We start from the raw sequence: 17,316 nt of genomic DNA on the forward strand, positions 1-17,316 counted from the left end.
AGGAGATCATCGCGGCCGGACCCGCCACCACAACGGCCTTCTGGGCGCCGTACAGCCATCCGGATCCGATGATGGAGCCGACTGAGGCCCACATCAGGCCGATCAGTCCTACGTCCCTCCGGAGTGTCGATGTGCGTGTCGTCATGGGCGTGATCTCGTCAACGCTTGCCATGGAGGGCCTTTCAAGACAGAGCTGGCCGAAAAGTTGCCTCAGCGTAGGGAGCATTCGGAGCCTTGCAAAGAGCCGTTGGCTGAATAGTTACATTCGAAGGAACATTCACTGCGAGCTCAGCGGACACTGCTGGCGACATAGGGCGTAATGCCCCCCACCTGAACCAGCCGCCCCGTCCGGATACCGGAAAGAGCGCAGTCAAATACCTGTACAGCCCACTAAATAGCTGAATTCAATTTGGTGAAATCTTTGAGCCTACGTGCCGGTGGCATTACTTTTCGGCGCCTAAGGTCTTACGCCCTCTGTCTGCGAATCCAGAACTGCAGCATCGCGGCGCGGAACGCTCGAAGCCGTAGGCGCGGAACGGTCGAGGTCGTGGCAACCCCCCGCCATCGGGTCGGCCACCGCGGTCGCCGCCGCCGCACGGCATGCGCGCCCCCTCGCGACGGGGACATGCTGGGGAGGTGGGCCGCAAGGCCGGGAGCGGATCCCGGCTCGGCCGGTGAGCAGCAGATGACCAGCAACCCCAACGACGCCCCCACTCCCCCGCCGCCAGGCACCGGCAACGGGCCCGCCGTCTCCCGCGCGGAGTTCGACGCGCTCTTCGCCACGGTCCGCGCGTGGGGCCGCTGGACGCCCGCCGACCGCGGCGCCTGGAACCGGGTCACCCCGGACCACGTACGGCGGGCCACCGCTCTGGTCCGGTCCGGAACGGTCGTCCCGATGGCGCGCCCGTGGAACACCGCAGCCGGCCCGGACAACAGCAAGCCCGCGCTGCACTTCATGTCCGACCTCGGCGATGCCGAGACGGCCGAACCCGCCACGCACAAGGACTTCATCGCCGTCGACTACCACGGGAAGGCCGTCAGCCACCTGGACGCGCTGTGCCACGTCGCCTACCGCGGGCAGCTCCACGACGGCCGCCCCGCGCGCGAGCTGGTCGACTCCCGAGGTGCCCGGTTCGGCGCCGTGTCCACGCTCGGCCCCCTGGTGGCCCGGGGCGTGCTCCTCGACCTGCCCACCGTTTCGGGGAGCGGGTGGCTGGAGCCCGGACGCGCCGTACACGCCGCGGACGTGGTCGCGGCGGAGAACGCACTCGGCGTCACGATCGGCGAGGGCGACGCGGTACTGCTGCGGACCGGCAGCGTCCGCCGCCGCCGGGAACGGGGCGCCTGGAACCCCGACGCCGCGAGCGCGGGCTTCCATGTGGACGCCATGCCCCTGCTGGCCGGGCGCGGTATCGCGCTGCTCGGCGGCGACGGCGACAGCGACGTACGGCCCTCGCCGGTCGACGGTCTGCACTCTCCGGTCCACGCACTGGCGATCGTCGCGATGGGGGTACCGCTCCTGGACAACCTCGACCTCGAAGCGCTCTCCGCCGCCTGCGCCGACACCGGCCGCTACGCGTTCCTGCTCGTCGTGGCTCCGCTGAACATCCCCGGCGGCACCGGCTCACCCGTCAATCCGGTCGCGGTGCTGTGACCGCCGGGCCGCGCGGCACCGGAGGCGGGCCCGGGGCAGCAGCCACCACGGGAGCGGGGGCGCGAGCGGGATCCGGCCGCGGTGTAGCCGGCGGCGACGGCCCGTCCACGGCGTGCGGCGGCCCTCTGCCCGCGGTGCGGGAGGCCCGTACCGCCGCCTACCACCATCCAGGCAAAGCCCTACAATCGGATCAAACGGTACAGCTGTTCCGGCGCTGGGGCGGCCACAGCGGCAGGTACCGAAAGGGAAGTGGTTGGCATGGGGCTCGTGGGAGTTGACATCGGCCCCGCACGTGCCCGTGACCAGTTCCTTCGCGGCGAGTCGGTCGAGGGCGCCGTGCGCGGCCCGATCCTGGATTCCTGGCAGCGTTCCCTCTCGCTGGGACTCGCACCGGACGGATGCGAGCTGCCCTACCGCCGTGACATCGACCGGGACGGCCGGCTCGTGCACGCCGCCGGGCCCGTACTGGACCGACTGGAGTCCCTGTTCGCGGGCCGGAACATGAACGTGTCGCTGGCCGATGGGCGCGGGGCCGTCCTGCAACGCCGCTTCGGCGAGACCTCCCAGGTCAGGCGGCTGGCCGCGATCCAGAGCGTGCCGGGCTTCGTGTTCGCCGAGCAGTTCGGCGGAACCAACGGCATCGGTCTGGCGCTCGCGGAGCGGCAACTGGTCAACGTGTACGGCGCCGAGCACTTCGCCGAACGCTCCCAGTCCAACGCCTGCTCCGCCATACCCGTCCGGGACCTGCTCAGCGGGCGCATCGAGGGCATCCTCTGCTTCGGCTATCCGCTCACCGACGTGGACGCGGCGCTGAACACCGTGATCCGCAGAGCGGCCGGGGCCATCGAACGGCGGCTGCTGGAGCAGAGTTCGTCACGGGAGCGCGCCCTGCTGGAGGCGTACCTGGATACCAGGCGCCGCACGCCGGCCGGCGACGGGCGGCTCGGCGAGCTGGCCGAGAGCGGACTGGACTGGCGTGACCAGATGATCCTCAAGGAGCGGGCCGCCGATCTGATCTCCCTGGCCCAGCGCGCCGCCATAGAGGTTCCCCTCCCCAGCGGCCGACGGGTGACCCTGCTCAGCCGCCCGGTGACGAGCCGGTCCGGGGTGGAGGGCATCGTCATCGAAGCGGTCTTCCCGGCGCGGCACCAGCGCCTCGCCGTCCCGGCCGCGGCCGGCCCCTCGGTCAGCCCCCTGGCCGGGCAGGTCCTCGACCCCGCCGTCCCACCCCTCAGGCACCCACCGGAGACCGCCCCAGGACGAGCGGCCACGACAGCGCGCGCACCCGGCGCCGCCGAGCCCGCCGCGGACCGGTCGACCAGCGGGCTGGTGCTGGTGGGCGAGCCGGGAGTGGGCACGTACGCCGTGGCGGCCCGGCGCCGCCTGGAGCTGCTGTCCGAGGCCAGCACCCGCATCGGCACCACCCTGGACGTGAGCCGCACCGCCGAGGAACTCGCCGAGATGGCCGTCCCGCGCCTGGCCGACTTCGTCACCATCGACCTTCCCGGGGCCGTACTGCGCGGCGAGGAACCGGCCGATCCCCGCACCGGCCTGCACCGCACCGTGGTCCACGGCTACCGCGAGGACTGCCCCTTCTACCCCGCCGGCGAGCCGGTCGACCTGCGCCCCAGCACTCCCCAACTCCGTTGCCTGGCCGCCGGGGAGCCGGTTCTCGAACCCGACCTGCGCACCGCCGCGGGCTGGATCGCCCAGGATCCCGCGCACGCCCAGGACCTCCTCGACCACAACGTCCACTCCCTCATCGCCGTCCCCCTCGTCGCCCGCGGCATCGCCCTGGGCGTGGCGAGCTTCTACCGCTCGCGGGACCCCGCCCCCTTCGGGGACGACGACCGTGCCCTGGCCCAGGAACTCGCCACCCGCGCCGCCATCTGCATCGACAACGCCCGTCGCTACACCCGCGAGCACAGCATGGTGCTGGCCCTGCAGCACAGCCTGCTGCCGCACAGCTTCCCCGACCAGAACGCCGTCGAGGTCGCCTACCGCTACCTGCCGGCCGAATCGGGAGTCGGCGGAGACTGGTTCGACGTCATCCCCCTCTCCAGCAGCCGCGTCGCCCTCGTCGTCGGCGATGTCGTCGGGCACGGGCTGCACGCCGCCGCCACGATGGGCCGACTGCGCACCGCCGCCCGCAACTTCGCCGAACTCGACCTCGCCCCCGACGAAGTCCTCACCTGCCTCGACAACCTCGTGGCGCGCCTCGACCGGGACGAGGGCGGCGAGGAACCCGCCGCCGGCAACACCGGCATCATCGGCGCCACCTGTCTGTACGCCGTCTACGACCCCACGTCGCAGCAGTGCGTCATGGCCCGCGCCGGCCACCCCCCACCGGCACTGGTCCACCCCGACGGCACCGTCGCCTTCCCGGATCTGCCCGCCGGACCGCCGCTGGGCCTGGGCGGCCTGCCCTTCGAGACCGCCGAATTCCATCTGCCCGAAGGCAGCCAGCTGATCCTCTACACCGACGGGCTCGTCGGAGACCGCCGCCGCGACATCGACACGGCCCTCGACCGGTTCCACCGGGCCCTGGCACACCCGAACCGTCCGCCCGAGGACACCTGCGAGGAAGTCCTCCGTACCGTGGTGCCCGACCACCCCACCGACGACGTCGCGCTGCTCGTCGCCCGTACCCATGCGCTGGACGAACACCGGATCGCCACCTGGGAGCTGCCCGCCGACCCGGCCCTGGTCTCCGGCGTCCGCGCCGCCGTCGCCCGTCAACTGGCCGTATGGGGGCTGGAGGAGGCCGCCTTCGCCACCGAACTGCTGCTCAGCGAGCTGGTCACCAATGCCATCCGCTACGGCACCGCCCCCATCCAGGTACGCCTGCTCTACGACCGCACACTGACCTGCGAGGTCTCCGACGCCAGCAGCACCGCCCCGCACCTGCGCCATGCGGCCACCACCGACGAGGGCGGTCGCGGACTGTTCCTCGTCGCCCAGCTCTCCCAGGCATGGGGCACCCGCTACACCGCCAACGGCAAAGCCATCTGGGCCGAGTGCGCGCTGGAGCTCTCCGGAGGAAACCCCGTCATCGCCCTACCGGATTTCGACGAAATTCCCGCTATCTGAGGGTCCATCAGACAGTGTCGGCAAAAGGGGTCGTAGCATGACGGAAATGCGGTAGCAGAAACCGGCAGTACGCCGCGAGGCCGCACCGCACGGCGCCGTCCCCCCGCGCAGCGTTCGGCGGCACCGCCCGTCAGCCGGGAAGAACCGAGAGGCCGACCCCCGGAGAAGTCCGTGCACGACGACGCTTGCGACCACCCGCCTTCCGCGCCCCGCGGCCCCCGGCCTCTCGTCCGCATCCGCGGCCTCAGCAAGCGGTTCGGCGGCACGCTCGCGCTGGACGCGGTCGACCTCGACATCCACTCCGGCAGCATCCTCGCCCTGCTCGGTCCCAACGGCGCCGGAAAGTCCACCCTCATCAAGGTGCTCGCGGGCGTCCATCACGCGGACGGGGGCGAGGTGACGGTCCGCGGCCATCGGCTCGGCACCGAAGCAGCCGCCCGCGCCATGTCTTTCATCCATCAGGACCTGGGACTCGTGGAGTGGATGACGGTCGCCGAGAACATCGCCCTGGGCACCGGCTATCCCCGCCGCGCCGGACTGCTGTCCTGGCGGTTGACCCGGCAGCAGGGCGCCGAGGCCCTGGGCATCGTCGCCGCGCACCTCGACCCGGGCGCCACCCTCGCCGGCCTCCCGCGAGCCGAACGCTCCCTGGTGGCCATCGCCCGCGCGCTGTCCACACAAGCCGAACTCATCGTCCTCGACGAGCCGACCGCCAGCCTTCCGGCCGCCGACTGCGCCCGGCTCTTCGGCGTCCTGCGCACCCTGCGCGACCAGGGCCGCGCCATCGTCTACGTCACCCACCGGCTCGACGAGGTGTACCAGGTCGCCGACGTCTTCGCCGTCCTGCGCGACGGCCGCCTCATCAGCCAGGGCCCGCTCGCCGACCGCAGCCCCGCCCGACTGGTCCGCGACATCGTGGGCCACGAACCCAGCCACTACCGGCCCGCCCCCGCCGCGGGCCGCCCCGTCCTGAGCCTCGACCGCGTACGGACCGGCAACACGGCACCGGTCAGCCTGGAACTGCACGCCGGTGAGATCCTCGGGATGGTGGGGCTCACCGGCGCCGGACACCTGGAGCTGGGCCGCGCCCTCGCCGGCGCCCGGCCCCTCCTCGGCGGACGGGCCCTGCTCGACGGCCGGCGGTACGCACCGCGCACGGTCGCCGCCGCGGTCGCCGCCGGCGTCGGCCTGGTGACCGGCAACCGTCAGGAGGAGGGCTGCGCCGCCGAACTGACCGTACGGGAGAACATCCTGGCCAACCCCCGGGCCGACGGCCTCCCGGCCCTCCACTGGATCAGCCCCCGGCGCGAGCGGGCCAAGGCCACCGCCCTGATCGACCGGGTCGCGGTGCGCCCGCGGGACAGCGAAGCGCCCCTCTCCGCCCTGTCCGGGGGCAACCAGCAGAAGGTCATGGTCGGCCGGTGGCTCCGGATCAGCCGCAAGCTGCTGATCCTCGAAGAGCCGACGGCCGGGGTGGACATCGGCGCCAAGTCGGCGATCTACCGCCTGCTCCAGGACGCGCTGGCCGACGGCCTCGCCGTCCTGCTCCTCTCCACCGACTTCGAGGAGGTCGCCAACGTGTGCCACCGCGCCCTGGTATTCGTCCGCGGGGCGGTGACGACGGAGCTGAGCGGCGAGGCCCTCACCGTCGCCGGGCTCGCCCGCGCCTCCTCGGCCATGCCCGCGCTCACCGGGACGACGGGGCCATGACGCACTCTCCACGTCGCCCACCAGGCAGCCGGTTCGGGCACCGCACGGGCGCGTACGGCCTCCTGGCCCTGGGCGCCCTGCTGTTCCTGGCGTTCTCCCTCGCCCTGCCGGACACCTTTCCCACCCTGGACAACATCTCCGAGGTCCTGTCCAACCAGTCGATCCCCGCCATCCTCGCGCTCGGCGCGACGATCCCCATCGTCACCGCCAAGTTCGACCTGTCCATCGGCTACGGCCTCGGCCTCGCGCACGTCATGACCATGCAGCTCATCGCCCACGAAGCCTGGCCCTGGCCGCTCGTCTGTCTCCTGGTGGTTCTCGGCGGGACATTGGTCGGCATCCTCAACGGCGCGGTCGTCGAATTCGCGCGGATCAACTCCTTCATCGCCACGCTCGGCACCGGCAGCATCCTGTACGCCGTCACCGGCTGGATCACCAACGGTGCCCGGATCGTCCCCGGCCCGCACGGCCTGCCCGCCGCCTTCACCGACCTCTACGACTCCAGATTCCTCGGCCTGCCGGTGTCCGCCTTCTACGTCCTCGCGCTCACTGCCGTCCTGTGGGTGGTCCTGGAACGGCTGCCCCTCGGCCGGTACCTGTACGTCATCGGCTCCAACCCCCGCGCCGCCGAGCTGGTGGGCATCCCCACCCGGCGCTACGTCATCCACGCCTTCGCCGGATCGGGCCTGGTCGTCGGCATCGCCGGAGTCCTGCTCGCCGCCCAGCAGCGCATCGGCAACCCCAGCGTCGGCCTGGACTACCTGCTGCCCGCGTTCGTCGGCGCACTGCTCGGCTCCACCGCCATCAGACCCGGCCGGGCGAACGCCCTGGGCACCCTGGTCGCCGTCGCCGTCCTCGCCATCGGCCTGGCCGGCATCGGTCAGCTCGGCGCACAGTTCTGGGTCACCCCGTTGTTCAACGGCGCCACCCTGCTCCTCGCCGTCGGCATGGCCGGCTACGCCGCCCGCCGGCAGCTGCGCCGGCAACGGACCGAACCTCCCCGCACGCTCCCCGACCCGCCCCGGGCCACCCCATGACCTCCGCCCGCCACCACCACGCCATCCCGTTGCGCGGCACCCGCGCCCCCCGGGCAGTCGTGATCACGATGGCGACTGTCGCCCTCACCGCCGGCACGGCCCTCCTCGGCTGCGAGCGCGGTACGTCGGTCGGCGGCGGCCCCCCGCCGCCGAGCCCCGCGAAGCCCAGCTGCCCCACCGTCCTGGCCCGCGCCGCGGCGGCCGTTCAGCAGGCCGAGAAGACCAACCGGGCGACGACCGGCCCCACCAGCGGCCCCAGGGCGACCACCGGCAAAACCATCGTCTACGTCGCACAGACCATGACCAACCCCGGCGTCGCCGGGGCCGCCAACGGCGTTGCGGAAGCCGCCCGAACCATCGGCTGGAACCTGCGGGTGATCGACGGCCGGGGCACCCCCGCCGGGATCCAGGCAGCGTTCGGTCAGGCCATCACCCTGCGGCCCTCGGGCATCGTCATCGGCGGCTTCGACCCCGACCTCACGTCGCAACAGGTCGCGCAGGCCACCGCCGAACACATCCCGCTCGTCGGCTGGCACGCGGTCGGCTCCCCCGGCCCGAGCAGGCACCCAGCGCTCTTCACCAACGTCACCACCAGGGTCGAGGATGTCGCGAGGACCAGCGCGGAATGGATCATCGCGCACTCCCACGGCCACGCCGGTGTCGTCCTGTTCACCGACGCCTCGATCCCCTTCGCCAGAACCAAGTCCGAACTGATCAAGAAGGAACTGGCCGCCTGCTCCGGCCTCAAGCTGCTGGCGGAGGACAACATCCCGATCTCGGACTCCAGCAGCCGAACTCCCCAGGAGGTCTCCGCACTTCTCTCCCGCTTCCGGGACGCCTGGACCCACTCCGCCGCCATCAACGACGTGTACTTCGCCGACGCCGCCCCGGCCCTGCGCGCCGCACGCAAGAAGGGTGCCGCCGCCCCGTTCAACATCGGCGCGGGCGACGGCGACCCCTCCGCCTTCCAACGCATCAACAGCAGGCAGTTCCAGGCGGCCACCGTTCCCGAGCCGTTCTCCCAGCAGGGCTGGCAGATCCTCGACGAGTTCAACCGCGCCTTCGCCGGCCGGCCCGCCAGCGGATACGTCGCCCCCGTGCACATCGCCACGGCCGCCAACAGCGCCGGGGCCACGACCTGGGACCCGCCCGGCTACCGCGCGGCGTACCGGAAGATCTGGGGCCGGTAGGCGGGTGCACCCTGGAAACCGCACGCTGGTCGCGTCGAGGTGAGTGACCGTCACCACCGAGGAACGCACCGAGCGACCTTGCCCGGCCGGACCGCGCCACCACCCGCCCCGCCCGTACCCGTACGTCGGCAGGCTGCCCCGCATCGGTTTCCGGCCCGACGGCGTCAGGAACCCGTCAAGGCAACCGCTCCCGGCGCAAAGAAAACACCAACACCTCGCGATCGCGCTATCGGGTCGATTTCGATGGGGTGTGTGAACGTGGCACAGGGCGAGGAGCTGACCCCCATGAACGAACCGGGCTACCGCGTTGTGGCCGGGGTGAGCGGTTCGCTGGGAAGTCTGACCGCACTGCACCGGGCCGCCTCCGAGGCACGCGCCACCGGCGCCACGCTGTGGGCCGTACTGGCCTGGGAACCACCGGGCGGCGACATCGCCCATCGCGGTGGGCCCAGCCCGGAGCCGCTGGCCGCCTGGCGCCGCATGGCCGTCGACCGCCTCGCCGACGCGCTCGACACCGCTTTCGGCAGCGCCGGGCCCGGGGTACCGCTGGAACGGCTCGTCGTACAGGGCAAGCCCGGCGGGGTCCTGCTGGAGGCCGCCGACCGGCCCCATGACCTGCTGGTGGTCGGAGCCGGAGCCCGCGGCCGGATACGCCGGGCGCTGTGGCCCTCCGTGGCCCGGTACTGCCTGGCACGCGCCTGCTGCCCGGTCCTCGCCGTCCCGCCCTCCCCCCTCCACCGCGCATTCCACACCATGCACCGCCGCAATACGTGGAAACTCCCCCTCACAACCCAGGGGTTGGCCGAGCGGCACTGACACCACGCTCGAACGCGCCGGGCTACGACGCACGCGGCAAGCGTGCACAACACCTCGCGGACGTCGGCACGGAGGAAGGGGCGCCGGCAGCGAGGAAGGCGTCCCACTCCTCGTTCGTCGGGGTTCGGAATTCCTCGCTGGGGCGGAGTGAGGTCTCGTCAGTGGCGGATCAGGCCGGTGCGTTTGACTGTCGCCAGCAGCGGGGTGGTGTCGATGGCCGTGATCCCGTCGAGGGGGCCGACGGCGTCGGTGAGGAAGGCGTACAGGGTGTCGAGGTCCGCCGTGGCGAGAGCGACGACGAGGTTGGCCGGGCCGGTGGTGGCGGCGCAGAAGCGGACGTGCGGGTGGCCGCTGAGGGTCTGGGCGGCCTTCCCCAGCGCGCCGGGCCGGACCCCGACCCACAGCAGGGCTTCGGTGTGCGCGCCGAGCAGGGCGAGGTCGACCTCGGTCGCCAGGCGCACGGCCTGGCCGCGAACCAGCGCGTCGAGTCGCCGGCGGGCGGTGAGCGCGGTGGTGCCGGCACGGCGGGCAAGCTCGGTGTAGGTGGTCCGGCCGTCCTCGGTCAGCGCCGCGATCAGCGCGGTGTCGACGGCCAGAGGCGGAGCAGGCGCTGTCGGGGGTGTGGGGGCGGGGATGAGCCGGGCCAGCTCCTGGGGTGAGAGGAGACCCGCGGTCCATCGGAACGCGTTGGGAAAGACGCGGAGCAGTGTGTGAGCGGTCCAGGAGTCGACGGCGTCGGTGGCCGGCAGGTCGCGCAGCAGCAGGGCGTTACGGGCGTCGGGGCCGTCGAGGAAGAAGATCGTGGAGATCTCGTCGCCGCCGCCGAGGATGTCGACCCAGACCGTGTCGGTGCGGCGTGCCAGTGCGTGGGCGACCTGACGGATCTTGTTCGGGCGACAGCGAATGCGCAGGGCGATCGGGATCAGGTGGGGGAAGCACGCCGGGTTGCGGACGGCCGTCGTGCGCAACGTGCCGTCGGTGTACAGGGGTGCGGCGCGGCGTACGACGGTGCGCTCGGACAGGCCCAGGCAGCGTGCCACCTCGCGCCAGGAAGCCCGTGGCGAGGCGAGGAGGGCAGCCGCGATCCGGCGGTCCGTCTCGTCGAGCGGGTGGCGCATGATCTGCATCATAGGTTGCTGCCCTGGCGTATTTCCTATGCCCTGGGGCTGCTGAATGTTCGCATACCGGCTGGCTGCGCGTACAACTGTCTGGTCAGCGGACGTGGTCGGCGACCGGACCGCTGAGCATGGTCGCGGTCGCTCGTGGCGCCCTGACACGGTCCGATCGATGTCGAGACGGTGTGGAGATGGCGATGACCGATCACGGAGCCGACCTGGTGATCCGGGCCGGTGCGGTGCACACACTGGTGCCCGGTCAGGCCCCGCAGCGGGCGCTGGCCGTGCGGGGTGACCGCATCACGGCCCTCTCCCCCGACCCGAACGGCCTCGACCACTGGGTGAGCGCGCGCACCACGGTCCACGACCTGCCCGGAGCCACGGTGCTGCCCGCGTTCGACGACACCCACACCCACCTGATCTTCGCCGCCCACGGTGCACACGACGTGCCCGTCCACCGGGCGCGCACCATCCCCGAATTCGTGGACCTGATCCGGCAACGGGCCAGGACCACGCCCGAGGGCGAGTGGATCCGCACCACCACCAACTGGCAGGAACTCAACCTGGCCGAACGCCGGCTGCCCACCGCGGCCGAACTCGACCAGGCCACGGTCCGGCACCCGGTCCTGGTCAAGCGCGGCGGCCACAACGACGTCGTCAACACCTACGCGCTGCGCCTGGCGGGGATCACCGAGGACACCCCGGTACCGCCGGGTGGTGTCATCGGCCGCGACGCCGACGGCAGCCTCAACGGTCGGCTGATCGACAACGCCCTGCCCCTGGTGGAGCGGCTGGTCCCGGCCCAGGACCGGGCCCGGCGCATCGACGGACTGCGCCTGGCCGGCGGCTGGTATGCCGCCACCGGCATCGGCACCGTGCGCGACTGCGCGGTCTCCCCGGAGGACTACGCGGTGCTCCTGGCTGCCCGCGAGGCGGGGGCGCTGAGCATCCGGGTGCGGGCCCTGGTCTCGGCACTCGGCATGACCAGCAGGGCGCAGGTGGAGGACCTGCTCGACGTCATGGAGGACTGGCGCTACAACTCCGATCCCCGGCTCGGGGTGTGGGGAGTGAAGTTCGGCCTCGACGGCGGCCTGGAGGCCGGGGCCACCGAGGAGCCGTACGCCTGCGACCACGCCTTCTCCGGAATGCTGACCTGGGAGCCGGACGCACTGGTCGAGGCGGTCGAGGCCGTGGTACGGCGTGGCTGGCGGGTCGGCACCCACGCCTACGGCGACCGTGCGGTCCGCATCCTCCTGGACGTCTACGCACGCGTCCTCGACCGCAACCCCGGGCTGCCTGCCAACACGCTGGTGATGGAGCACGGCGGCCTGGCCGGCCCCGAACAGCGTGCCCGAGCCGCGGCCCTGGGCATCCCCGTCACCATCCAGCAGCCGCTGCTGCACGACACCGCCGAGGTGGAGGAGGGCTTCTGGGGACCGGAACGCGTCGCCCGGCTCTTCCCCGCCCGGGGCTGGCTCGACCAGGGTGCCCAGGTCAGCGCCGGATCCGACTTCCCCGTCGGCCAGTTCGGCGCCATGCGCTCCGTCTGGGGCATGACCACCCGGCAGACCGTCATCGGCGTCAAGGGCCCCGAGCACGCCATCACCTACGACGAGGCCGTCGCCCTGCACACCACCAACGCCGCCCGCCTGTGTGGTGAGGAGAACCTGCGCGGCACCCTCGCCCCCGGCCGCCTGGCCGACCTCAGCGTCTGGGACCAGGACCCCGCACACTGCGCCGGCGAGACTCTGCGCGACCTCGGCACCACCCACACCTTCGTCGGTGGCCTCCTGGTCTCCCCCACTACCGCGCGGTGAGCCAGGCCACCCCTGTCTGCGGCCAGGGCCCCGCAGACCAGCTCCGGGCACGGTGACAGGGGTGGTGAGCACCCCACGCGTCACGGTCGCCCCCTGCGTCATCCTGGAACCATGAGGATCGAGATTCTGGTCGTGCCGGACTGCCCTCACGAGAAGGCGGCGGTCGAGCTGCTGCGCCACGCGCTGGACGACGCCGGGCTGACGGACGTCACCTGGGACAGGCGGGTGGTGGCCGATCAGGACGAGGCCGAGCGGATCGGCTTCGCGGGGTCCCCGACCTTTCTGATCGACGGACGCGACCCGTTCGCCGAGCCCGGTCGCGCCTCCGGACTGACCTGCCGGATGTACCCGACGCCGCAAGGGCCCGCCGGCCTGCCCACCCGCGACCGGTTGCGGCAGGCGCTGACCTCCGCCTGCCCGCCCGGCGACGCTCCGGCGGGGGCGGGTGGCGAGGCGCAGCAGGCGAGGGAGCAGCGGCGGCACTGGCAGGACACCTACGCCGCGCACCCCGGCATGTACGGCGCCGAGCCCTCCGCCCCGGCCGTGCACGCGGCCGGCGTCTTCCGGGCCGCGGGCGCCGAACGCGTACTGGAACTCGGTGCCGGGCACGGCCGCGACACCCTGTACTTCGCCCGCGAAGGCTTCGCCGTCCACGCAACGGACTTCAGTTCCACCGGACTCGATCAGCTGCGTGAAGCCGCCCGCGTCCAGGGGCTGACCGACCGGATCGCCACCACCGTCCACGATGTCCGCACCCCGCTGCCGTTGCCCGACGACTCGGTGGACGCCGTCTTCGCGCACATGCTGCTGTGCATGGCGCTGTCCACCCGCGAGATCCACGCCCTGGTCGCCGAGGTCCGCCGGGTGCTGCGCCCGGGCGGCGCCTTCGTCTACACCGTCCGGCACACCGGCGACGCCCACTACGGTGCCGGCACCGCCCGCGGCGACGACATCTACGAACACGGCGGCTTCGCCGTCCACTTCTTCCCACGCCGGCTGGTCGACGGCCTCGCCGAGGGCTGGCGCCTGGACGAGGTCCACGGCTTCGAAGAAGGCGAGCTGCCCCGCCGTCTGTGGCGCGTCACCCAGACCCTGGCCTGACTCGTAGCAGCAATCCGGACCGGCCGACTGCGCACGGCTCGGCCGGTCCGGATGCCACCAACCCGCCCGCTCATGCCCTCCGCACCCTGCGAACCGACTGGTGAGAAGGGTTATCGGCCCCGGTCCCGCCGCATGTAATCCTGGAATACCCGGCCGGCGGAGGGCGCGCGGAAGCACTGTCGGGCTCCGGCTGCACCATGCCGGAGTTTGTACCTCCTGAATGCGAGGCCGCCCCCATTCACGCCGTACCGAGATGATCTCCCGCCTGTTTCGCTTGATCCTGCGCACGGCCACCCTGCGCGCCACCGGCCGTTTTGCTCACGTCTGTTCACGTCCCGGGAGGGAATGTGTCCACACCGGACAGCGTCACCGGTTCCGCTACCGAAGAGCCCGCACTCGATCCCGCAGACACCGCGCTCACCAGTCTCAGTACACAGGCCGCGCGCCAACTGGCCACCACCACCAAGTCCGTACCCCAGATGCAGGCCATCACCTCGCGATGGCTGCTGAAGGCGCTGCCGTGGGTGGACGTCAAAGGTGGCACCTACCGGGTCAACCGGCGTCTGCAACTCCGGGTCGGCCGGGGCCGTGTCCAGTTCGAGCAGAACGGCGCCGACGACATCAAGGTGATCCCGCAGACCCTCACCGAGCTGCCGGTCCTGCGCGGTTACCCCGATATCGACGTCCTCAAGGAGGTCGCCGGCAGGTTCCGTGTCCGGGAGGTCCGGGCCGGCCAGGTCCTCTTCGAGGCGGGGCAGCCCGCCACCGAGGCGTACCTCGTCGTCCACGGCCGGTTCGCACGCTACGCGGCCGGCAAGTACGGCGAGGAGGAGGTCATCGGCGTCGTCACGGACGGCGACCAGATGGGAGACGAGGCGATCGGCCGGGCCGAACCGCGCTGGCAGACCTCCGTACGGGCCGAAACGGCGGGCGTGCTGCTGGTGCTGCCCTGGGACGTGGTCGAGGAGTTCACCGACCGCGTACCGTCCCTGGCCGCGCACCTGGCGGCCTACGCGGAGCAGCAGCAGCGCCCCGTGAACCGCAAGGGCGAGGCAGAAGTGCCGGTGGCGGCGGGACACGTGGGCGAGCCGACGCTGTCCGGCGGCTTCGTCGACTACGACCTCGCCCCTCGCGAGTACGAACTCTCCCTGACCCAGACCGTGTTGCGGGTGCACAGCCGGGTCGCCGATCTCTACAACGAGCCCATGGACCAGACACAGCAGCAGCTGCGGCTCACCGTCGAGGAGATCCGTGAGCGCCAGGAGTGGGAGCTGGTCAACAACCGCGAGTTCGGACTGCTGCACAACACCGACTACGGCCAGCGCATCAGCACCTACACGGGCCCGCCCACCCCCGACGACATGGACGAGCTGTTGTCCATGCGCCGCAAGACACGGCTGTTCCTGGCCCACCCCAAGGCGATCGCCGCCTTCTTCCGGCAGTGCAACAAACGCGGTCTGGTACCGGGCACGGCGAACGTCGACGGGCACGAGGTTCCCGCCTGGCGCGGCGTCCCGATCTTCCCGTGCGGCAAGATCCCGGTCAGCGGCGAGCACACCAGCAGCATCATCGCGCTGCGTACCGGAGAGGCGGACCAGGGGGTCGTCGGCCTGCACCAGACCGGCCTCCCCGAGGAGTTCCAGCCCGGCCTGAACGTCCGCTTCATGGGCATCGACAACGCCGCGATCATCAAGTACCTCGTCACCGCCTACTACTCGATGGCGATCCTCGTGCCCGACGCGGCCGGAATCCTGGAGAACGTCCAGATCGGCCGGAGCGCCGACTGACCGGGTGGAGTACCCAACCATGAGCACGCCCCCCGACACCGCGGCCGGGTATTCGCTGCCCGGCCCGCCGAATCTCGCCCGCACCCTGCGGGCCCGACGCGGCGGAGCCGTCCCCGGGCTGAAGTACCGGCCCGCCGTCCCCGCCGACCCGGAAAAGGCCGGGGAGATCGACCGCAGGCTGGAGTCCTGGGCCCGCCGGCTGGATCTCTTCCCCGCGCAGTGGACCGGGGACTTCGCACAGTTCCAGGTCGGCCGGGCCGTCGTCCTCCAGCATCCCGGTGCAGCCGATCTCGAACGCCTCACCGTCGCGGGCGAGTTCCTGCTGGCCGAGAACATCGTCGACAGCTGCTACTGCGAGGAGGACGAAGGACGCGGTGCCTCGCGCCGCAGCCTGGGCGGTCGCCTGATCCTCGGCCAGTCGGCCCTCGACCCGTTCCACGGCACGCCCGCACTGGAGGAGGAGTGGCGCCGTGGCATGCAGGCCGACGGCCCGCTGCGCTCGTACCACTGGGCCATGCAGGACTACGCGGCCTTCGCCACCCCCAGTCAGACGGGCCGGTTCGTCCATGACATGGCCCGGCTGCACCTCGGCTATCTCGCCGAGGCGTCCTGGGCACAGACGCGGCACGTACCGCATGTCTGGGAGTACCTGGTGATGCGGCAGTTCAACAACTTCCGCCCCTGCCTGTCCCTCGTCGACGCCGTGGACGGCTACGAACTGCCCGAAGCTCTCTACGCCCGCCCCGAGGTCCAGCGGGTCACGGCCCTGGCCTGCAACGCCACGACCATCATGAACGACCTGTACTCCTTCACCAAGGAACTGGCCAGTGACCCGAACCACCTGAACCTGCCGCAGGTGGTGGCCGCCAACGACAAACGCGGTCTGAAGGCCGCCTACCTGAAGAGCGTCGACATCCACAACGAGATCTTCGAGGCGTTCGAGGCGGAGTCGGCCCCGCTGGCTGCCACCTCGCCGCTCCTCGAACGGTACGTCCGGGGCCTGTCCGTCTGGCTCGCCGGCAACCACGAGTGGCACGCCACCAACACCGACCGCTACCACCTGCCCAACTACTGGTAGACCGATCCCGCGCACCATCGCAAGGAGCACCGTTGACCATCGCACACGCCGACACCGTCCGCACGCCGGTGCCGACCCAGTCCACGTACCAGTCCCGCGTCGCGGACTACTGGAACGCCGAGGAAAACCCGGTCAACCTCGAACTCGGAAAGATCGACGACCTGTACCACCACCACTACGGCATCGGGGACGCCGACTGGTCGGTACTGGACGAGCCGGACCCGGACCTGCGCCGCGAGCGGGTCACCGGCGAACTGCACCGCCTGGAACACGCCCAGGCCGAACTCCTCGCCTCCCACCTCGGGGACCTCTCCCCCACCGACCGCGTCTTCGACGCCGGGTGCGGACGCGGTGGCGGCAGTGTGGTGGCGCATCTGCGCTACGGCTGCCACGCCGACGGCGCCACCATCTCCGCCAAGCAGGCCGACTTCGCCAACGAGCAGGCCCGCAAACGCGGCATCGACGACAAGGTGCGCTACCACCACCGCAACATGCTCGACACCGGCTTCACCTCCGGCGCGTACGCGGCGTCCTGGAACAACGAGTCGACCATGTACGTCGAACTGGAGCTGCTGTTCGCGGAGCACGCGCGCCTGCTGCGGCGCGGTGGACGCTACGTCACGATCACGGGCTGCTACAACGACGCCTACGGCCGCGCCTCCCGCGAGGTCTCCCTCATCAACGCCCACTACATCTGCGACATCCACCCCCGCTCGGCGTACTTCAACGCCATGGCTCACAACCGGCTCGTCCCCGTACACGTCCAGGACCTCACGGAGGCCGCGCTGCCCTACTGGGAACTGCGCCGGCAGGCGGACCACTTGGTCACCGGCATCGAGGAGACCTTCCTCAACGCCTACCGCAACGGCAGCTTCCAGTACCTGCTGATCGCCGCCGAACGCGTGTAAAGCCCCGGGGGGG

General features: G+C 71.5%; 12 protein-coding genes and 1 pseudogene. 11 read left to right on the forward strand and 2 right to left on the reverse strand.

Annotated features, from left to right (window positions below; genetic code table 11):
- A pseudogene (locus tag ACO1BR_RS26990) lies at positions 1–172 on the reverse strand (APC family permease); the annotation flags it as partial.
- Positions 173–685: 513 nt separating this feature from the next.
- Here ACO1BR_RS26990 and ACO1BR_RS26995 point away from each other — a divergent pair.
- From ACO1BR_RS26995 to ACO1BR_RS27020, 6 genes are all read left to right on the forward strand, one after another.
- Positions 686–1,654, forward strand: a complete 969-nt coding sequence (locus tag ACO1BR_RS26995; RefSeq protein ID WP_426797701.1) for a cyclase family protein — start codon at positions 686–688, stop codon at positions 1,652–1,654.
- A gap of 258 nt (positions 1,655–1,912) precedes the next feature.
- Positions 1,913–4,744, forward strand: a complete 2,832-nt coding sequence (locus ACO1BR_RS27000) for a SpoIIE family protein phosphatase (protein WP_426797702.1) — start codon at positions 1,913–1,915, stop codon at positions 4,742–4,744.
- A 171-nt stretch (positions 4,745–4,915) separates the two neighbouring features.
- Positions 4,916–6,454, forward strand: coding sequence for a sugar ABC transporter ATP-binding protein (locus ACO1BR_RS27005; RefSeq protein WP_426797703.1), 1,539 nt, complete (start codon positions 4,916–4,918; stop codon positions 6,452–6,454).
- Positions 6,451–7,491, forward strand: coding sequence for an ABC transporter permease (locus ACO1BR_RS27010; RefSeq protein ID WP_426797704.1), 1,041 nt, complete (start codon positions 6,451–6,453; stop codon positions 7,489–7,491). Before ACO1BR_RS27005 ends, ACO1BR_RS27010 begins: the two co-directional genes overlap by 4 nt.
- A 68-nt stretch (positions 7,492–7,559) precedes the next feature.
- Positions 7,560–8,681 (forward strand): substrate-binding domain-containing protein, encoded by a 1,122-nt coding sequence (locus ACO1BR_RS27015; protein WP_426797780.1) that lies wholly within the window; start codon positions 7,560–7,562, stop codon positions 8,679–8,681.
- Between the two features lie 285 nt (positions 8,682–8,966).
- Positions 8,967–9,497 (forward strand): universal stress protein, encoded by a 531-nt coding sequence (locus ACO1BR_RS27020; RefSeq protein ID WP_426797781.1) that lies wholly within the window; start codon positions 8,967–8,969, stop codon positions 9,495–9,497.
- Between the two features lie 158 nt (positions 9,498–9,655).
- Here ACO1BR_RS27020 and ACO1BR_RS27025 read toward each other — a convergent pair whose 3' ends face one another.
- Complete coding sequence (locus ACO1BR_RS27025) at positions 9,656–10,615, reverse strand: Lrp/AsnC family transcriptional regulator (protein WP_426797705.1); 960 nt, start codon at positions 10,613–10,615, stop codon at positions 9,656–9,658.
- A gap of 194 nt (positions 10,616–10,809) precedes the next feature.
- Between ACO1BR_RS27025 and ACO1BR_RS27030 the strand changes: the two genes are divergently transcribed.
- From ACO1BR_RS27030 to ACO1BR_RS27050, 5 genes are all read left to right on the forward strand, one after another.
- Positions 10,810–12,429: an amidohydrolase gene (locus ACO1BR_RS27030; RefSeq protein WP_426797706.1), complete on the forward strand. Its 1,620-nt coding sequence runs from the start codon at positions 10,810–10,812 to the stop codon at positions 12,427–12,429.
- A gap of 111 nt (positions 12,430–12,540) precedes the next feature.
- On the forward strand, positions 12,541–13,530 hold the full coding sequence (locus tag ACO1BR_RS27035; protein ID WP_426797707.1) for a methyltransferase domain-containing protein: 990 nt from the start codon (positions 12,541–12,543) through the stop codon (positions 13,528–13,530).
- 347 nt (positions 13,531–13,877) lie between these two features.
- On the forward strand, positions 13,878–15,317 hold the full coding sequence (locus tag ACO1BR_RS27040) for a family 2B encapsulin nanocompartment shell protein (protein ID WP_426797708.1): 1,440 nt from the start codon (positions 13,878–13,880) through the stop codon (positions 15,315–15,317).
- A 19-nt stretch (positions 15,318–15,336) separates the two neighbouring features.
- Positions 15,337–16,395: a family 2 encapsulin nanocompartment cargo protein terpene cyclase gene (locus tag ACO1BR_RS27045; RefSeq protein WP_426797709.1), complete on the forward strand. Its 1,059-nt coding sequence runs from the start codon at positions 15,337–15,339 to the stop codon at positions 16,393–16,395.
- 32 nt (positions 16,396–16,427) lie between these two features.
- Positions 16,428–17,303 carry a geranyl diphosphate 2-C-methyltransferase gene (locus ACO1BR_RS27050; RefSeq protein WP_426797710.1) on the forward strand — a complete coding sequence of 292 codons (876 nt, stop codon included), beginning with the start codon at positions 16,428–16,430 and terminating at the stop codon, positions 17,301–17,303.
- Positions 17,304–17,316 lie beyond the last annotated feature (13 nt).

It is taken from the genome of Streptomyces sp. YGL11-2 (assembly GCF_050054615.1).
In the GTDB taxonomy this organism is placed as follows: domain Bacteria; phylum Actinomycetota; class Actinomycetes; order Streptomycetales; family Streptomycetaceae; genus Streptomyces.

What these genes read in the sequence shown, in the direction of transcription:
- ACO1BR_RS26995 (WP_426797701.1), top strand. Translation starts at nt 686, where the DNA reads ATGACCAGCAACCCCAACGACGCCCCCACTCCCCCGCCGCCAGGCACC.
- ACO1BR_RS27025 (WP_426797705.1), bottom strand. Translation starts at nt 10,615, where the DNA reads ATGCGCCACCCGCTCGACGAGACGGACCGCCGGATCGCGGCTGCCCTC.
- ACO1BR_RS27030 (WP_426797706.1), top strand. Translation starts at nt 10,810, where the DNA reads ATGACCGATCACGGAGCCGACCTGGTGATCCGGGCCGGTGCGGTGCAC.
- ACO1BR_RS27045 (WP_426797709.1), top strand. Translation starts at nt 15,337, where the DNA reads ATGAGCACGCCCCCCGACACCGCGGCCGGGTATTCGCTGCCCGGCCCG.
- ACO1BR_RS27035 (WP_426797707.1), top strand. Translation starts at nt 12,541, where the DNA reads ATGAGGATCGAGATTCTGGTCGTGCCGGACTGCCCTCACGAGAAGGCG.
- ACO1BR_RS27010 (WP_426797704.1), top strand. Translation starts at nt 6,451, where the DNA reads ATGACGCACTCTCCACGTCGCCCACCAGGCAGCCGGTTCGGGCACCGC.
- ACO1BR_RS27000 (WP_426797702.1), top strand. Translation starts at nt 1,913, where the DNA reads ATGGGGCTCGTGGGAGTTGACATCGGCCCCGCACGTGCCCGTGACCAG.
- ACO1BR_RS27020 (WP_426797781.1), top strand. Translation starts at nt 8,967, where the DNA reads ATGAACGAACCGGGCTACCGCGTTGTGGCCGGGGTGAGCGGTTCGCTG.
- ACO1BR_RS27015 (WP_426797780.1), top strand. Translation starts at nt 7,560, where the DNA reads ATGGCGACTGTCGCCCTCACCGCCGGCACGGCCCTCCTCGGCTGCGAG.